Genomic DNA, 16,210 nt, shown 5'->3' on the forward strand with positions numbered 1-16,210 from the left:
GTAGCGACTACAGGTCGTAGGCTCCCGGTCAACTGACGAAAGGAGACACCATGGCGGACGCCTGCTGCGGCTCAAGCGCCGCTTCCAAAGCAAACTCCTGCTGCGGCACGCCCGCAGCTCCGACCCCCGTGCCGGAAGCCCCGAAGGCTTTGCCCGCCGCCAGTTGCGGCAGTGACGATGCCTGCGGCTGCTCCGGCGGCGTGCCGGTCTTCGACGGGGTGGACCCGCGCTATAAGCGCGTCCTCTGGACCGTGATCGCTCTCAACGGGATCATGTTCGCCGTCGAGATGGTCATGGGCCATCTGGCCGGATCGCAGGCCCTGCAGGCGGACGCCCTGGATTTTCTGGGGGATACGGTCACCTACGGGCTGAGCCTGGCGGTGATTGGCGCCAGCCTGCGTGCGCGGGCCACGGCGGCCCTGTTCAAGGGCCTGTCGCTGTCGCTGATGGCGGTGTGGGTGCTGGGCTCGACGGTCTACCAGACCCTGATCCTGGGCGTACCCCAGGCGGAGCTAATGGGCGGGATCGGCCTCCTGGCGCTGGCCACCAATCTGACCAGCGTGCTGCTGCTGATGCGCTACAAGGACGGCGACGCCAACGTGCGCTCGGTCTGGCTCTGCTCGCGCAACGATGCGATCGGCAACGTGGTCGTGATGATCGCCGCGTTGGGTGTGTGGGGCACGGCGACGGCCTGGCCCGATCTGGCGGTGGCCGCAATCATGGCCGCGATCTTCCTCACGTCCTCGGTGCAGATCCTGCGGCAGGCGTGGGCGGAGTACCGCGAAGGCACGGCCCAGCCGGCGCCGGCCGAATAACGCAGGGAAGGGGGCCGCTGGGTCCCCTTTCTCGGCATTCCCAAGTGATCACAGCTTAGCGTTTACCAAACCCGATGTCGGCGGCCACGGCCTTGAGCCGGTCCGGCTCCCGTTCCTTCCGCTCGCTGTACCGGTCCACCAGGTAGTCGGCCCGCTCGCGGGTCAGCAGCGTGAACTTCATCAGCTCCTCGCACACGTCCACCACGCGCTCGTAGAGCGGCCCCGGCTTCATCCGGCCGGCGTCGTCAAACTCCTTGTAGGCCATCGGCACGGACGACTGGTTGGGGATTGTGATCATCCGCATCCAGCGGCCCAGCACGCGCAGGGCGTTCACTGCGTTGAAGCTCTGCGAGCCGCCGGACACCTGCATCACCGCCAGCGTGCGGCCCTGGGTCGGCCGCACCGAGCCCTCGCTCAAGGGCAGCCAGTCGATCTGGCTCTTCATCACGCCAGTCAGGTTGCCGTGCCGCTCCGGCGAGACCCAGACCTGGCCCTCGGACCAGATCGAGAGCTGCCGCAGCTCCTGCACCTTCGGATGTTCTGCCGTCGTGTCGTCGGGCAGGGGCAGGCCGTGGGCGTCGTAGATGCGTACCTCGCCGCCCATCGCTTCGAGCAGCCGGGCCGCCTCATAGGCCAGAAACCGGCTGAACGAGCGCTCCCGCAGCGAGCCGTAGAGGATCAGAAAGCGCGGGGCGTGGGTGAACGGGGTGGCCGTGTGCAACCGCTCCGGCGTCGGCATCTCGAAATGCACCTCGGAGAGGTTCGGCATTCCATCGTTGAACGGCTGCTGGGGCTTGTCCAAGGCAGGGCTTTCATCTACATTTCAATAATGGTTGAGATACTGCACCAATGATGGACAGCCCGCAAGCCGTCGCGGCCTTCGCCGCCCTCGGACAGGAACACCGCCTGAGCATCGTGCGCGCCCTCGTCACCGCCGGGCCGGACGGCCTGGCGGCTGGCGCGCTGGCCGGCGAGGTCGGCGTGTCCGGCACCAACCTGTCATTTCACGTCAAGGAACTAAGCCGCGCCGGGCTGATCCAGTCCCGGCGGGACGGGCGCTCGATCATCTACAGCGCCACCTATCCGGCGCTGTCCGACCTGATCGCCTTCCTGATGAAAGACTGCTGCCAAGGGCGGCCGGAGGTCTGCACCCCGGCCGTGGAAGCCCTGGCGGCCTGCTGCATCCCCACCGGAGACGTCGCCCATGCCTGATCGCGTCTATAACGTGCTGTTTCTGTGCACCGGCAACTCGGCCCGCTCGATCCTGGCCGAGGCCATGCTGAACAAGGACGGGCAGGGGCGCTTCCGGGCGTTCTCCGCCGGCAGCCAGCCCAAGGGGCAGCCGCACCCGCTGGCGCTGCAAACCCTGCAGGAAACCGACTATCCCACCGAGGGCGTGCGCTCGAAGAGCTGGGACGAGTTCGCCGCGCCGGGGGCGCCGCAGCTCGATTTCGTGTTCACCGTCTGTGACAACGCAGCCGGCGAGGCGTGCCCGTTCTGGCCGGGCCAGCCGGTGACGGCGCATTGGGGTATCGAGGACCCGGCTGCCGTCGAAGGGGCAGAGATCGAGCGCAAGCGGGCCTTTGTGACCGCGCAGCGCTACCTCAAGAACCGCATCGCGGCCTTCGTCGCCCTGCCGCTCGGCAGCCTCGACCAGGTGGCGCTCTCGTCCAAAGTCCGCGAGATCGGCCAGTTGGCCGGCGCCACGTCGCCCCGGCCGGAGGTCGCGTGATGGACGTGGTGATCTACCACAACCCGGCCTGCGGCACCTCGCGCAACACCCTGGCGATGATCCGCAACGCCGGCATCGAGCCGCACGTGATCGAGTACCTGAAAACCCCGCCGGCACGGGCGCTGCTGGTGCAGCTCCTCGCGCGCGCTGGCCTGGCGGTGCGCGATGTGCTCCGGGAAAAGGGCACGCCCTACGCGGAGCTGGGTCTGGGCGATCCGGCGCTGACCGACGCCCAGTTGCTCGACGCGATCGAGGCGCACCCGATCCTCCTCAACCGCCCGCTGGTGGTCACGCCCAAGGGCGTCGCTCTGTGCCGGCCGTCCGAAGCCGTGCTGGATCTCCTGCCGGCGCAACAGGGCGAGTTCGTGAAGGAGGACGGCGAGCGGGTCGTGGACGAGCACGGCCGACGCGTCGCCACCGCCTGAGCCTTTTTCTCAACCAAAACAAGAAACGATCTCGATGCTCGCGCTTGCCATTTTCCTCGTTACCCTCGTCTTTGTCATCTGGCAGCCCAAGGGCCTCGGGATCGGGTGGAGCGCTCTGGCCGGCGCGGCCGTGGCCCTCGCCACGGGCGTGATCCATCCCGGCGACATTCCTGTGGTCTGGCATATTGTGTGGGACGCCACGTTCACGTTCGTGGCGCTGATCATCATCTCGCTGCTGCTCGATGAGGCCGGGTTCTTCCACTGGGCGGCCCTGCACATCGCCCGCTGGGGCGGCGGCCGGGGCCGGCTCCTCTTTCCGCTGGTGATCCTCCTGGGCGCCGCCATCGCGGCGGTGTTCGCCAACGACGGCGCGGCCCTGCTGCTGACCCCGATCGTCCTGGCGATCCTGCTGCGCCTGAGCTTTCCCCCGGCGGCGGCGCTGGCGTTCATCGTCGCCTGCGGGTTCGTGGCCGACTCGACCTCCCTGCCGCTGGTGATCTCCAACCTCGTGAACATCGTCTCGGCCAACTACTTCGACGTGACGTTCGGGCGCTACGCCGCCGTGATGGTGCCGGTGAACCTGGTCTCGCTCCTCGCCACGCTGGTGGTGCTGTGGGCGTATTTCCGGCGCGACGTGCCGGCGACCTACCCGGTCGGCGAGCTGGAACCGCCGCGGGACGCGATCCGCGATCCGGTGGTGTTCAAGGCGGCCTTTCCGCTGCTCGGCGTCTTGCTGCTCGCCTACTTCATCACCGCGCCGTTCGGCGTGCCGGTCTCGGTCGTCACCTGTGCCGGCGCGGCGGTGCTGCTCGGCCTGGCGTTGCGCGGGCGGGTCATTCCGATCCGCAAGGTGCTGACCGGCGCCCCCTGGCAGATCGTGCTGTTCAGCCTTGGCATGTACCTGGTGGTCTACGGGCTCAGGAACGCCGGCCTGACCGACGAGCTGGCCAAGGGCCTGGTCTGGCTGGGCGGGCAAGGGCCGTGGATCGCAACCGTCGGCACCGGTTTTGCGGCAGCCATCCTGTCCTCGGTGATGAACAACATGCCGAGCGTGCTGATCGGGGCGCTGTCGATCCAGCAGGCCCCGGACCTGTCGCCGCTGACCCGCGAGCTGATGGTCTACGCCAACGTGATCGGCTGCGATCTCGGGCCGAAGTTCACGCCGATCGGCAGCCTGGCGACCCTGCTCTGGCTGCACGTGCTGGCCAGCAAGGGCCAACGCATCACCTGGGGCCAGTACATGAAGGTGGGCCTGGTCATCACGCCTCCGGTGCTGCTGGTCACGCTGCTGGCGCTGGCGGCCTGGCTGCCGGTGCTCGGGACACCGTAGCCCCGTGGGCCAGGCGAAACGCTGGCCGGTGATCTCGGCCCTGGGCGTGGTGCAGATCCTCGCCTGGGGCTCCTCGTTCTACCTGCTCGGCGTCCTCGCCGCGCCGATCGCGGCGGATACAGGCTGGCCGCTCGCCTGGATCTTCGGCGGCTTGTCCCTCGGCCTGCTTACTGCCGGCCTGGTCTCACCGCAGGTCGGCCGGATGATCGGCGAGCGCGGGGGCCGGCCGGTCCTGGCGGTCTCGGCCATACTCCTCGCCGCCGGCCTCATCGTGCTCGGCCTGGCGCCGGCCCTGTGGGTCTTCCTGTCCGGCTGGCTGCTGATGGGCCTCGGCATGGGCTGCGGCCTGTATGACCCGGCCTTCGCCACCCTCGGCCGGCTCTACGGCGCCGAGGCGCGGCCGGCGATCACCACCCTGACCCTGTGGGGCGGGTTCGCCAGCACGGTGAGCTGGCCGCTGTCGGCGTTCCTGCTCGATCATGGCGGCTGGCGCTGGGCCTGCTTCGTCTATGCCGGCCTGCAGCTCGTGGTGTCGCTGCCCCTGATCCTCGGCCTGATCCCGCCGGCACCGGTCCGGCCGACGGGGGCGAACGACGGCCCGCCACCCGTGGTCGCTCTGGCGCCCAAGGAACGCCGGCCGTTCCTGCTGATGGCCGGCGTGCTGATCCTCGGCGGCGGGGTGATGAGCCTGCTCTCGGCGCACGTGCTCACGTTGTTGCAGGCGCGGGGCGTACCACTCGCCTCGGCCGTCACCTTCGGCGCGCTGATCGGGCCGTCCCAGGTCGCCGCCCGCGTCGTGGAGATGTCGTTCAAAGGCCGGCATCACCCGTTGTGGACCCTGACGGCGGCGATGAGCCTGGTCGCGCTCGGGGTGACGCTGCTGGCCCTCAACCTGCCGCTGGTTGCCCTGGCGGTGATCCTCTACGGCGCCGGCAACGGGATCTACTCGATCGCACGGGGCACCGTGCCCCTGGTGCTGTTCGGCCCGGAGCGTTACGCGCCGCTGCTCGGCGGCCTGGCGCGGCCGGGGCTGGTAGCCCAGGCCCTGGCCCCGCCGCTCGGCGCCTACGCCCTCGCCCATGGCGGCGCAGACGCAACGTTCATCCTGCTCGCCGGCCTGGCCCTGCTCAATGTTGGCCTGGTTGGGGCGCTGTGGCGGGCGTGGTGACTCGGGCAGGAGTTATGAGCGAGGAGAGGCAAGGTCGAGAGCCGTCCCGCCACCTGCTCATGTCTGGTGAGTTGTGAGCATTGCCGGTGCGCGAGTTCCGCACCGGACTTATGGACCCGGCAAGGGGCTGAAACCCTACCGGCCCGGAGGCGGTGCGAAACTCATGACTTATGCACCGCTTCAGCGGTGGACCTTCCACAATCATCGTCTTAAAATCACAGAAACCAGAGGTTATATGGATGAGCGCAACGCAGCTACAGACCAACGATGAGGCTGATGTACAGTTTTACGAAATAGATATTCCGGTTAGAGGGTGTCAATTCAATCTTAAGCTGTTCAAGAATGTCTATAGAGAACTACAAAAAATCAGTCGCAAAGAGGCTGACAGGATTGTCGATGCTTTTATTCAGCCGCCTGACAAAACACTAGAGCAATTCGAGGCAGACAAAAGACATGTCAAAGATAGAGCATTTAGATTGACGGTTTCAGTCGTGGGAGTTGATGGACAAACCAGTTATGGAGATACAGAAAAAATATTTGACCTGGATACGCTTCCAAAGCCCATAGATACGATTTTTATAACAAACGAGAATGCGTTTAAGCCTTATGCTAGCGGGCAATCGCCATCTAATTACTTTAGATTATGGGTTCACTTTAGTAAGCCGCCGCTTATAGATGGCGCATCGCTTCTTTCTGAGCCTACTCCTAACGCCAGCAAAACATACATCCGAGCCGACGACATAACGTATTTTAGGGCCGTCCAGACAATTATAAACAAAGGTCTTATGAAGAACCGGCAATGGTATTATTTAATTCATGGTCGGGCAGTATACGATGTGGGATTTTGGCTGTTCGCACTTCCATATGCATTGTACTTGATTACATCCAAACTAGATACGTATGTTCCTGCGGATGGTCCTTATTCTTCCTACAGGGTGGCCGGATTTATATATGGAATTGGGATTATCTTAGTCTCTTACCGTGTACTAATGGGGTATTTTAAATGGGCGTTTCCAGTAAATATTCTTGAGGAAAACAATGACCAGTCATTAACTCACAGAATTATATTCGGCGGCATCATATTAGGTGTGCTTGGCAATGCTCTATCGTCGCTCTTAGGTTTTTGAGGCAAACCCGCGCCGAACCCATGCAACCAGCCAACCAAGCAAGTAGACGATCCCGCAGACGATCAGCACGCCCACACTGCACATTGCCATAAAGGTCAGGGCTTCCGAGTAGGTCTTAGACCTTTCCTCGGCGTCTAGCTTCTCGCGGTCATATGGACCCTTCGTTTCACTAAACTGTCTGGCGCTATATACATAATAGCATGTGTTCTCACTGGATGAATATTCAGGCTGAATAAGCGTTGAAAACTCTTTAGTAACGTAGTCGTTACACTGCCCTGATGCGGCCTGACTTTCTGCCTTATTCCGCATCTCCCACCGTGCAACACTGTTACGTGATGACACGACTTCATGCCACGGCATGATAAGCCCAAATATAAAGAGTGATAGGCCCGAAAGGCATACCCATAGCCGTTGCCAACCGTTCAATCTATTAAGCATTTTATCAGCCTATCTTATATTTATACCTGTAACAACTCGCCCCACCGCGTTGTGTAGCGTTGGGATAAAAACTCCGCCTTGAGCTTCCATCCCCGGTCAATCCCGCTGCACGCGAACCGCACCCGGTCGCGTCCGTAACGGCGGTTGATCTCGTCCACCAGCTCCATCAGGCGCACCCGCTGCGGGGTGTCCGGCCGGATGAACAGGGAGCCTTGCACGCTGGCGGCCGGGGCGAGGTCGAGGAACAGCACGCCCGTTTTCTTGTAGCGGAACCCCGGCCGGTAGATGCCTTTCAGGCCCCATAGGGCCGCCCGGATCAGGCGGCCCGTGTCGGCCGTCGCAATCGTCAGTTTGACGGCGCGGGTGGCGTAGTACTGCGGTTGATCCGGCTTGTGCTTGTTGGTGTTGAGCAGCACGACGATGGCAGGCGTCGCCAGCCCTTGCCTGCGCATCTTCTCGGCCGCCCGTGACACATAGGCGGTCAACGCCTCGGCCAGCTCGTCATAGCTCTCCACATACCGCCCGAAGCTGCGGGAGGTGCAGATCGTCTTGCTGTCCGGGCTGTCGTGTTCGAGGTCGAGACAGGGGGCGCCCTGTAGCTCCATCACCGTCCGCTGTAGCACCACGTTGAACCGCTGGCGGATCATCGTCGGATCGGCGTCGCGGAGCTGTAGCGGGGTCGTTATGCCGATTTCCGCCAACCGCCGGGGCAGGCGGAAACCCACGCCCCACAGGTCATCCAGGGCGAGTTTTTCGAGGGCGGCGGTTTGCTGCGCCTCGCTGTCGAGCCAGCACACCCCGCCGCTCGTCGGGGTCTTTTTGGCGGTGCGGTTCGCCACCTTGGCCAGCGTCTTGGTCGGGCCGATCCCGACACACACCGGGATGCCGGTTTTACAAGCTACGGTTTCCCGTAGGGTGCGGGCATGCGCCTCTGGGTCGGCAAAGCCGGACAGGCCAAGGAACGCCTCGTCAATCGAATAGATTTCGAGGTCGGGGGTGAAGTCGGAAAGCACCCGCATGACGCGGGCGGATATGTCGCCGTAAAGCGTGTAATTGCTGCTGAATATCTTAACGCCCCACTTCGCCCACTGGTCTTTGTTCAGGTGGTAGGCGTCGCCCATCTTTACACCAAGGGCTTTGGCTTCATTGCTGCGGGCAATCGCGCACCCGTCATTGTTGGACAGGACCACAACAGGCTTGCCGTTGAGCTTCGGGTTAAACAGCCGCTCGCAGGACGCATAAAAATTGTTGCAGTCAACAATAGCGATAGGGCCAGCCATAGCCCTAAAACGTGCGCGAAAGCCCGGTTACAACGCCCCACACCTGAAAGTCTGCCTCTTCGGGCACGTCAATATCAGCATGAGCGGGGTTCTCGGCCTTGAGCTTTACCCGGTTGCCGCGCCGGTAATAGGTTTTCATCGTGAAATCGCCGTTGATGCAGGCGACGACGATGCAGCCGTTACGGGGCTGGGTGGCCTTGCTGACCACGGCCACATCACCGGGAAACAGGCCCCGGCCGATCATGCTTTCGCCCGCGACGCGGACGAGGAACACATCGGCCCGGCCGATCCCGTGCAGCTCGTTCAGGTCGAGGGGGCGTTCTAGGTGGTCCTCAGCCGGGGAGGGAAAGCCACAGGCCACAGAAGCGGTCACGAGGGGGGCGCTGGCGCTGGTGCGTGCCTCCCCCTTGAGAAAGGCCCCGATGCCGCTGGCGTTGCCTCCACGGGCCTCGGCGGCCCGCCGGGCGGCGTCGGCAAGGTCCACCGGCAGGCGCACCACCTTGGTCGGCTCCTTGCCGGGATGCCCTGCGCCCTCGCGAGGGCCGCCCCAGCCCATCCGTTTGCTCTGCCTCATAGGGCGTCCCTCCATCTTGAAATTTGTAACAACATTCAAGACACAGGATGGGTCCACCCGTCGAGGCAGTTTCTTATGTCAATGCCTGTTTGGCAGGCAGGGGTGTGTTTTCCGGGGATAAGCCCTCTATCGAGGGTAGCGGACGCCTCGCAGGCGCACCGGCTTCGGCTCTTTGGCGCTCGGGCGCTCCGGCAGTGGCAAAAGCCCCTTCCAAGCGATTAAAGTATGATCGGCGGTTTGCACGCCGCGCAGCCGCAAACGTACATCGTTAATCACCGCCCAATTTCGGACAAGAGAGATGCCTTTGTTGATCCGTTCAACAGCATCGTTGTGTATATCAACCAAACATTCAGCCAGTGTTTCCTCGTCGCTTTCGTCCGGCTCAGGATGCTCTAAAGCGGGCCAAGTTTCTGAGATAACGCGATTTACATAATGCCAGGCGTAAGCGTGTGGCGATGGATAGCCTGCCATTTTCTGATCTTGCGCTTGATCCCAATCCAACCCCGCAGGAATGCCCACCAATTCACTGTAAAAACTGTCGTCGCTCATGGCATAATTAACACACAGTATGAAGTTACTGCCAACTCTGCATTGGTTAGGCGAGCGTCACGGCATCCAGAAACGCCGCGTGGAAACTCTTGCGCATCGAGACGGACAAGGCGGCATCGGCCGGGATCTTCAGCGTTATCGAGCTGCCCCGGCGCACGGCGGCGAAGTTGTCGAACTGGTCGAGCCGTATCCAATAGCTTTCCGGGCTACCGTCCGGGTTCAAACAAGCAAAATAGACCGTCATATGAAAGAACCGGGCAAAGGTCCGCATCCGGCGGATTTCGTCGAGTTCAAAGATAAAGTGCCCGTTGTAGAGGGATTTTACTTTTACATCGAACGCGACGGCACCGACACCGGGCACGCCCACCACATAATCGGGCCGCTTGATCTCGCCGCGCAGGTGATCGGGCACACTCATGGGCGTTTGATCGAGGTAGACGTGTGGCAAGCGGCTGGCGTCGAGCCAGCCCTTAAAGCGGCGCTCGCCCTCGTCGCCCTTGGCTTGGTCGGCCGGGTGAATGGGTCGGCTTGTGATGCGGGGCGCGTTGTACCGGCTCTTTTGCATGTGCTCTTATGGGCGACCCTGGCACCACAGCCTGACGGGGCGCTTGGCTGCGGTTAACACTACACTCTCCCACCTTGGTCAGGGACACGCCCCCTCGCCGGAGCGGGAGGCGTGTCCGTGCCATGCTACCAGCGGACCGGGGCGAACGCTTCGCGCCGAGCGGTCAACTCGGCCTCGATCCGGTCGGCTTGGTCGCGCCAGTCCGGGTACTTGCGGACGCCGTACACCCGGCGGTGCGGCGGTTGGGCGTCGTCGTCTGCCAAAGCGCGGGTGATCCCGCCGTGGAGGGCGCGCAGCCCGTTGGTGCTCATCTTGTCGTATAACATGGTTGGGTAACTCCTTGTGTTCACGCGGGAACTGCCCCGCACTTCTATTTAGCTTCGGGGCGATTTTGGCGGCCGATAAGGCCCAAAACCCGCGAATTCCGGGGTGAGCGTCCGGCCACATGATCCAGCGGGCAGCGCCTTGCCTGGCGGCCGGTTAACACTACAGTCTGGGCTGAGCGTCGGCAGGGACGATGGGGTGGGCGACTTCTACCAGGTCATCAAGACCATCAAAGGCCGACCCTACCGCTACAAACAGCGCACGTTTCGCGTGGGCGGCAAGGTATGCACGGAGAGCCACTACCTCGGACCGGCGACGGAGGCGGAGGCGGCGCGCATCCGTGCCGACATGGCTCTACGCAAGGGCGGGCCGTCACGGCCTGCCGTACGCCGTGCGATCGCCCGCCTTGCCGATCCTGCAGCAGCGGGAAGCCGGTGGCGAAAGCCCTGGGACAACTCAAGCCCGAGGCGGCAGAAGGTCCGCCGGATCGAAGCGTTGCAAAGGATCATTGCCAGCAGCGGGGCGTTCGTGAATGAAACCGACGCTGCCTATTACGACTGGACAAATGACCAGCTAGGGCTTCCACCGCAGGCTCGTTTTCATCGGGTCGATGGAGGGGACGCGGACCAAGAATTTTACCATGTCGCTCTGCATGAATTGGCCCACTGGACGGGGCACCGCACACGCTTAAAACGCACTATCCCTGATCCGACTATGGCCCGTTACAAAACAATCTATTCCCAGGAGGAATTGATTGCAGAAGCTACGGCAGTTATTGTCGCAGAGCATTTCGGCTTAGCCAGTCAGGCCCTTGGCTTGCACGAACATTATTTTCAACACTTTCTTTCCAACATGCCAGACCCCGCCGAAGCTCTGGTAAAAACCGAGCGCGAAGCCCACCGCGCTGCATGCTTTCTTATCGGGCGCGCTAACACTACACTTGCATCACATGATAGGATGTCCCCATGAGTAATTTTCCTGAAAATCACGCCGAAATGATCCGCATCATGGCTAAGGATGGATACTCGATAGAAAAAATATCTTTCCTTATGCGGGCAGATGAATGGATCATTGAAGCGATTTTGCGCGGCGAAAATCCAGATACAACATCGAAGGACGAGCCTGACAATCCAATATTCCAGGGCTACAAAGGAGACTAATGGATTTTTACGATATGATCCCTCTGGATACAAAGGATGTAGTCCGGGTCTTTGCCGCAGAAGGGATGCCGCGTGGTCAAATCGCGTTCTTGACCCACCTAAGCGAGAGCACGGTGGACCGCATCCTTGCGGAGCCTTCCGATCCCCTCCCACCGAAACTCTCTGCGTCCCTTATGGGGGCGGTTAACACTACACCGGAGCGCGAATAAACCGCCCCTCCGGGCGGTGTCTGGTTAGTATTCTGCTGCGGTCATTAGGGTCAGAACGCGCCGGGTCACTTCTGGATTTGACGGGTCCGGGGAGTGGTATTTGTGTTCAAGGTCGTAGTAATCAAACTTCCAAAAATACTTTATGCCCTTGTAGTCGAAGGCTCCAAAATCATGCTCCCCGTGCGGGTCGTTGTCCTCAGTGAAAGCGTCAAACCCTTTCATCAATCCGATTACAGCTATGTAATCGAGAAAAGGCAGTTCACTTACTCCGGGAGTTGTAAAGAAATCTGCGCCGGTCCCGGAGGTTCTTGCCGCATCATTTAACTTGCGGACTTGTTCGACATTGTGGTTCACTTGTTTATTCAGTCTTTGATTTTTGTGGTTTTAGATTGATAGGGCCTCCGGCAAAGAGGCCCGTTTCCTAGACGTACAGCGCAACCTTAATTGCGATGTAGATCATCAGCCCTTGCAGGGCTAACCAGAGCAGTTCTTCGAGGGCCGCTCTGGTTTTCTTTATTCCGTTCATTGTCATTCACCTCCTTTCTGTTGAGATGAATATGCAATATTATTTCAATTTGGACAAGTAGATTTGGAATATTATTGCAAAATACATTGCATAGACTGAAATATTATTCTATGTTGATAATGAGGAATGAGCCACGATCTGCCGCCCCCCATTATCAGTCCGGAACAGTGCCGGGCGGCACGCGCAGTTCTCGGCATGACGGTGGCCGGGCTTTATGAGGCTTCCGGTGTCGCCCTTGGTTCAGTCGTGAAGTTTGAGAAGGGCGGCGAGGTCCGGGCAACGGTCGCGGATCGGCTGCGGGCTGCGTTTGAGGCGCGGGGCGTCACCTTCGCACCCGATGGCCTCGGGCTGACGTGGCAGCCGCTAGCCAGTTAACACTACGCCCCATAGCCGAGGCCGGGGTTTGAATTGGCGCGGTGGAGCCTGCGCAAAGGGCGGCTTGGCCGCCATGGCAGCTCACCGCCGGGCGGCTGGATCGGGGTCAAGGCCCTTGTGGCCTTGAGGCCGAGCCGGACGGCTGGCCCACCCAGTTAACACTACGCCCCATAGGGGCGACCGCATCGAGCGTCAGTGATCGTCACCCGCAGGGCCGAAACCGCCCCCGGCGGGTTCGGGGAGCCGCCGGAGGCGGCGAGTAGAGCACGGCCCCAGAGGGGGGCGCCTGGAACGTGGCGGAGAACCGTTTTAGCGTGTGGCCAACATGGTGGGGGTGGAACGATGGTCTTCCGGCGATTGCTGCGTTTGTTCGGAGAGGAGCCAACGCCGGAAATCGAGGCACCACCGGAGCCTCCACCACCGGTTACCCAACCCGCCTCATCGGCCGAGTTGGATGATAGGCAGCCGTACTTAGAAGCCTCAGGCTTCTACAGCTCCACCATTATGGAAATACATAAATTAGACGGCACGATTGAGGAGAGATTTCATCGACAGATTACCCCTATTAAAACGAAGGCACGTTATCCAAAGCTAATTGCCATACAGATTTCAGACAATGAGTCGTTTTTCGATGGTGCCAGAGCTATCGATAGGCGCTGGCTCACCACGCACGCCGATTACGCGAGATCGATGGACTATCAATATTTCATACCCTTGAGCAACGAGCTTATACCTGGGCGGCCATTGTTTTATAAAATGGATGATGGCTGCAGAGTTTTATACGAATTTGAAAATTCGTACATCGCTAGCATTGGTGGATTTGGCCCAGCTTATTGGGGAGACGCGCAGCCGGAGATTTTTGATCGCTCGGATATCGGGCACTTTCTAGAATTAATCAACAAAGAGTGCAGTGCTTTCAAATATCTTAAGTCAAAACAAGCTTATCGCTACATTTTGAACGTCAATCCCAAGCCAGATGAAATTATCAATCAAGAGTACGCGCCGACTGATACTCCAAGCCGTCCGCCTCCATCAATTATTGGTAACTATGTTTATCCTGGAACGCGTTGCGAAACACACCTAGTTGGGGTCCGTCCCCAAATGCATCGTAAGGAAACACCGCAAGCTGCCGCAGCACGTTACCGGGACGCTCTTGTAATTCATAAAGACACTGAAGCTTATCACTACAGCCGTAAATTTGATTATAAAATTGATATTGACGGTCGATATGTTGCCGGCGAATTGATTTACGTCAGCGATGTCCGGACATATTGTCTGGTCATTTTTCCAGGCAATTACATTGCGCAGTTCAGATGGACATCAGCTGGATATTTTTTTTACGAGGGCGACGCTGATCAGCGGGACTTCCCTCCTGATCTTTTCCCACCCGAAGATGATGATTAGGCGCGTACCGTGATTTGTAGGACGATCGACTGCCCCACCGAGCCGGGCAGGCTGCGCGGTCGCGCAGACTAGGATCGGCGGATGAGCGGGATCGAGCACGGGAAAGGCGGTGGAGCCGCGCCGCCGGGCGTGCCCGGCGGTTGGCCAGGGCGCGGGGCTGGCGAAGCCCCGCCAGCCGCCGTGAGGCGGCTTGGGATGGCGTGGAAGGGCACCCCTTCCGCATTCGGCAGGCGTGGCCTGCCGAACACGGCACCGCAGGAGCCGCCGTCACTTCAAGGCGAAGTCCGGGAAGTGACGGCGGCGGCGCGTGGGCGCACCGCCGCAGAGCAAAGCGCCAGCCACGGCCGGAGCTGGGCGGCCAGTCCCTGTTAGGCGCGGCTGTCAGCAACGAGTGAGGGCGAGTGACAGAAGGAAACGTCTGCCGCTGGTCTGCGCGGCAGACCGGCCACAGTCCGGCGGGGCGCGTCTAGCCCTGCAAACCGCGTCACCCTCGGCCCTCGGGCCACGTCCTTTTCAGGATGAACGAGAGGCCACCCGACAGGCCACAAGCGAGCAGGGCGTTACCCTGCGAACCTACCGCGACAGAACCACCCCACGGGCACGGATGCCGGTAGCTCCCATGATGGAGACCGAATTGAGCGAGAAACCAAACAGAGGCGGCACGGCTGACATTGCACAGCGGCCCACCCGCCCGGTGGACGCAACGGCGACTTAGAGGAGAGGTGAAAGAGACCCAAACTTAGACGGTTATGGATTAAGTACCCCGACCTTTACCGCAGAAATGCGGGCTGACCAGAAGGCTATATGCCCCGGCGGCGGTCAAAAGCACTAAACAAGAGAAAGCATGACGGCGTGGATCATCTCGCCCATGACTTGAAGCAAATGGGCTTGAACAGCGGGGGCGGAGCAATCCGCACCCGCGTTCAACGCACCCGAGGTTTACAACTGATCGCCCGCGAGCTGCGGGCGCTGGGGCACGAACTGCCCTCGGCGCGTTCGATCAAGGATATTCATATTCAAAAGCTGGTAGCGAAGTGGACCGATGACGGCCTCGCCACCGGCACGATTAAAAACCGCGTGAGCTGGATGCGCACATGGTCGCGCAACGTCCGCAAGGGCAGCGTGATCCCGAAAAGCAACGCGGACCTCGGCATCGAGCTGCGGGCCACGTTCAACGGCAACCGGGCGGAAGCCACCCGGTTGGAGCAATACGCCAGCTTGAACGAGCGGGATCAACTCGCCGTGCGGCTGCAAATGGCGTTCGGGATGCGGGTCGAGGAAAGCATCCTTTTCGAACCGGAAACCGCCGTACAGGGCGACGCCCTGCACATGAAAGCGAGCTGGTGCAAAGGCGGCCGGGCGCGCGTCATTCCCATCACGCACCACCGGCAACGGGAATTGCTGGACGAGCTGCGCACGTTCGTCGGCGAGCGATGCCTAGTGCCGGAGGGCATGAAAAGCGTCGTCTATCGTCGCCAGCTCGACCGGCGCACATGGGCGGCGGGCATCCGCGACAAACACAAACACAGGCATTGGTACGCCCAATGGCGCTACCAAAAGTTGACAGGCCGCGACTGCACGGCGGCGGGCGGCAAACCGTTCGAACAGATGACGGCGGCGGAGCGCCGGGCCGATTACCGGGCGCGGCAAGCCATCACCCGCGAGCTGGGGCACGAGCGCCGCCAGATCACCGACGCTTACCTTGGCTATCGGTTCGCCCGCCGGAAGGGGGCCGCATGAAGCCCCGCCTAAACTCTCTGGTGGCGGACCTGCGGGCGACCACGGCCGAGAACCGCGAAGCCCTCGCGGCGGACCTGTACGCGCCGGAAGGGCTGCGGGTGAAGATGCAAGCCGCAGCGCGGGCCGGGTTCGATCACCTGACCGTGCTGGGGCCGGACGGGCTGGACCTACGCGAGACTGGGGCGGCCGCCGCCGCCTTGGCGTGGCTCAAGGGCGAGAAGATCGGCCACCGATGGACCGCACGCGGCGGCGGCGATACCACCGCCGGGACCGCGCAAGACCTCGTGATCGACTGGCGCACGGCCGAGGTCGGCGGGGCCTGACCGGCGGGGGGGGGCGAGGCCCCGCCCGGCCGGGATCGGCCGCCGGATCGTCGCCGCGCGGCGACGCGGGAGGGGGGGCCGCGCGAGTGGGGGGTGGGAGATCCACGGCCGGGTGGCAACTGAGGCCGGGGCACGAGTGACGACGA

General features: G+C 61.7%; 21 protein-coding genes. 14 read left to right on the forward strand and 7 right to left on the reverse strand.

All coding sequences use genetic code 11. The features are described from left to right. Positions 1-50: 50 nt before the first annotated feature. Complete coding sequence (locus tag AAHG03_RS25900) at positions 51-815, forward strand: cation transporter (protein ID WP_342154530.1); 765 nt, start codon at positions 51-53, stop codon at positions 813-815. A 55-nt stretch (positions 816-870) separates the two neighbouring features. On the opposite strand, the gene arsH is transcribed toward AAHG03_RS25900, so the two are convergent. Beyond that, positions 871-1,617, reverse strand: a complete 747-nt coding sequence (gene arsH, locus AAHG03_RS25905) for an arsenical resistance protein ArsH (protein ID WP_342154532.1) — start codon at positions 1,615-1,617, stop codon at positions 871-873. Between the two features lie 50 nt (positions 1,618-1,667). Here arsH and AAHG03_RS25910 point away from each other — a divergent pair, with 50 nt between their 5' ends. The 6 genes from AAHG03_RS25910 (at position 1,668) to AAHG03_RS25935 (ending at position 6,597) form a co-directional block, all read left to right on the forward strand. Further along, a complete protein-coding gene (locus AAHG03_RS25910; protein WP_342154534.1) occupies positions 1,668-2,027 on the forward strand; it encodes an ArsR/SmtB family transcription factor in 360 nt (119 codons plus the stop codon). Continuing rightward, positions 2,020-2,547, forward strand: coding sequence for an arsenate reductase ArsC (locus tag AAHG03_RS25915; protein WP_342154537.1), 528 nt, complete (start codon positions 2,020-2,022; stop codon positions 2,545-2,547). Before AAHG03_RS25910 ends, AAHG03_RS25915 begins: the two co-directional genes overlap by 8 nt. Then, entirely contained in the window at positions 2,547-2,972 is a 426-nt protein-coding gene (gene arsC, locus AAHG03_RS25920) for an arsenate reductase (glutaredoxin) (protein WP_342154539.1), read from the forward strand. The genes AAHG03_RS25915 and arsC overlap by 1 nt, the downstream gene beginning before the upstream one ends. A gap of 34 nt (positions 2,973-3,006) precedes the next feature. Next, a complete protein-coding gene (locus AAHG03_RS25925) occupies positions 3,007-4,302 on the forward strand; it encodes an arsenic transporter (protein WP_342154542.1) in 1,296 nt (431 codons plus the stop codon). Positions 4,303-4,306: 4 nt separating this feature from the next. Further along, the gene (locus AAHG03_RS25930; protein ID WP_342154544.1) at positions 4,307-5,470 is read left to right on the forward strand and encodes an MFS transporter; all 1,164 of its coding nucleotides are present in this window, start codon (positions 4,307-4,309) and stop codon (positions 5,468-5,470) included. 239 nt (positions 5,471-5,709) lie between these two features. Beyond that, positions 5,710-6,597: a hypothetical protein gene (locus AAHG03_RS25935; protein WP_342154546.1), complete on the forward strand. Its 888-nt coding sequence runs from the start codon at positions 5,710-5,712 to the stop codon at positions 6,595-6,597. Positions 6,598-7,055: 458 nt separating this feature from the next. Here the strand turns inward: AAHG03_RS25935 and AAHG03_RS25940 are convergent, their stop codons facing one another. The 5 genes from AAHG03_RS25940 to AAHG03_RS25960 all read right to left on the reverse strand — a co-directional run bounded on the left by AAHG03_RS25940 (position 7,056) and on the right by AAHG03_RS25960 (position 10,329). Beyond that, positions 7,056-8,315 (reverse strand): Y-family DNA polymerase, encoded by a 1,260-nt coding sequence (locus AAHG03_RS25940; protein WP_342154549.1) that lies wholly within the window; start codon positions 8,313-8,315, stop codon positions 7,056-7,058. A 4-nt stretch (positions 8,316-8,319) separates the two neighbouring features. Next, positions 8,320-8,889, reverse strand: a complete 570-nt coding sequence (locus tag AAHG03_RS25945; RefSeq protein ID WP_342154551.1) for a LexA family protein — start codon at positions 8,887-8,889, stop codon at positions 8,320-8,322. Between the two features lie 126 nt (positions 8,890-9,015). Further along, positions 9,016-9,438 (reverse strand): hypothetical protein, encoded by a 423-nt coding sequence (locus AAHG03_RS25950; RefSeq protein WP_342154553.1) that lies wholly within the window; start codon positions 9,436-9,438, stop codon positions 9,016-9,018. A gap of 46 nt (positions 9,439-9,484) precedes the next feature. Beyond that, positions 9,485-10,003, reverse strand: coding sequence for a hypothetical protein (locus tag AAHG03_RS25955; RefSeq protein WP_342154555.1), 519 nt, complete (start codon positions 10,001-10,003; stop codon positions 9,485-9,487). Between the two features lie 125 nt (positions 10,004-10,128). Continuing rightward, positions 10,129-10,329, reverse strand: a complete 201-nt coding sequence (locus AAHG03_RS25960; RefSeq protein WP_342154558.1) for a hypothetical protein — start codon at positions 10,327-10,329, stop codon at positions 10,129-10,131. A 196-nt stretch (positions 10,330-10,525) separates the two neighbouring features. On the opposite strand from AAHG03_RS25960, the gene AAHG03_RS25965 reads away from it, so the two are divergent. From AAHG03_RS25965 to AAHG03_RS27145, 3 genes are read left to right on the forward strand one after another with little or no spacing between them, the layout of a single operon-like run. Beyond that, positions 10,526-11,296, forward strand: coding sequence for a zincin-like metallopeptidase domain-containing protein (locus AAHG03_RS25965; RefSeq protein WP_342154559.1), 771 nt, complete (start codon positions 10,526-10,528; stop codon positions 11,294-11,296). After that, positions 11,293-11,487 carry a hypothetical protein gene (locus AAHG03_RS25970; protein ID WP_342154561.1) on the forward strand — a complete coding sequence of 65 codons (195 nt, stop codon included), beginning with the start codon at positions 11,293-11,295 and terminating at the stop codon, positions 11,485-11,487. Before AAHG03_RS25965 ends, AAHG03_RS25970 begins: the two co-directional genes overlap by 4 nt. 14 nt (positions 11,488-11,501) lie before the next feature. Continuing rightward, positions 11,502-11,696, forward strand: a complete 195-nt coding sequence (locus AAHG03_RS27145; RefSeq protein WP_412759797.1) for an antitoxin Xre-like helix-turn-helix domain-containing protein — start codon at positions 11,502-11,504, stop codon at positions 11,694-11,696. 24 nt (positions 11,697-11,720) lie between these two features. Here the strand turns inward: AAHG03_RS27145 and AAHG03_RS25975 are convergent, their stop codons facing one another. Further along, the gene (locus AAHG03_RS25975; RefSeq protein WP_342154564.1) at positions 11,721-12,050 is read right to left on the reverse strand and encodes a DUF3768 domain-containing protein; all 330 of its coding nucleotides are present in this window, start codon (positions 12,048-12,050) and stop codon (positions 11,721-11,723) included. Positions 12,051-12,348: 298 nt separating this feature from the next. Between AAHG03_RS25975 and AAHG03_RS25980 the strand changes: the two genes are divergently transcribed. The 4 genes from AAHG03_RS25980 (at position 12,349) to AAHG03_RS25995 (ending at position 16,064) form a co-directional block, all read left to right on the forward strand. Next, positions 12,349-12,597 carry a transcriptional regulator gene (locus AAHG03_RS25980; protein ID WP_342154566.1) on the forward strand — a complete coding sequence of 83 codons (249 nt, stop codon included), beginning with the start codon at positions 12,349-12,351 and terminating at the stop codon, positions 12,595-12,597. A gap of 357 nt (positions 12,598-12,954) precedes the next feature. Next, positions 12,955-14,001: a hypothetical protein gene (locus AAHG03_RS25985; protein ID WP_342154568.1), complete on the forward strand. Its 1,047-nt coding sequence runs from the start codon at positions 12,955-12,957 to the stop codon at positions 13,999-14,001. 852 nt (positions 14,002-14,853) lie between these two features. Next, on the forward strand, positions 14,854-15,741 hold the full coding sequence (locus AAHG03_RS25990; protein WP_342154570.1) for a phage integrase N-terminal domain-containing protein: 888 nt from the start codon (positions 14,854-14,856) through the stop codon (positions 15,739-15,741). Continuing rightward, positions 15,738-16,064 carry a hypothetical protein gene (locus tag AAHG03_RS25995; protein ID WP_342154572.1) on the forward strand — a complete coding sequence of 109 codons (327 nt, stop codon included), beginning with the start codon at positions 15,738-15,740 and terminating at the stop codon, positions 16,062-16,064. Before AAHG03_RS25990 ends, AAHG03_RS25995 begins: the two co-directional genes overlap by 4 nt. Positions 16,065-16,210 lie beyond the last annotated feature (146 nt).

Origin of the sequence: Methylorubrum subtropicum (genome assembly GCF_038442325.1) — a bacterium.
GTDB lineage: Bacteria > Pseudomonadota > Alphaproteobacteria > Rhizobiales > Beijerinckiaceae > Methylobacterium > Methylobacterium subtropicum.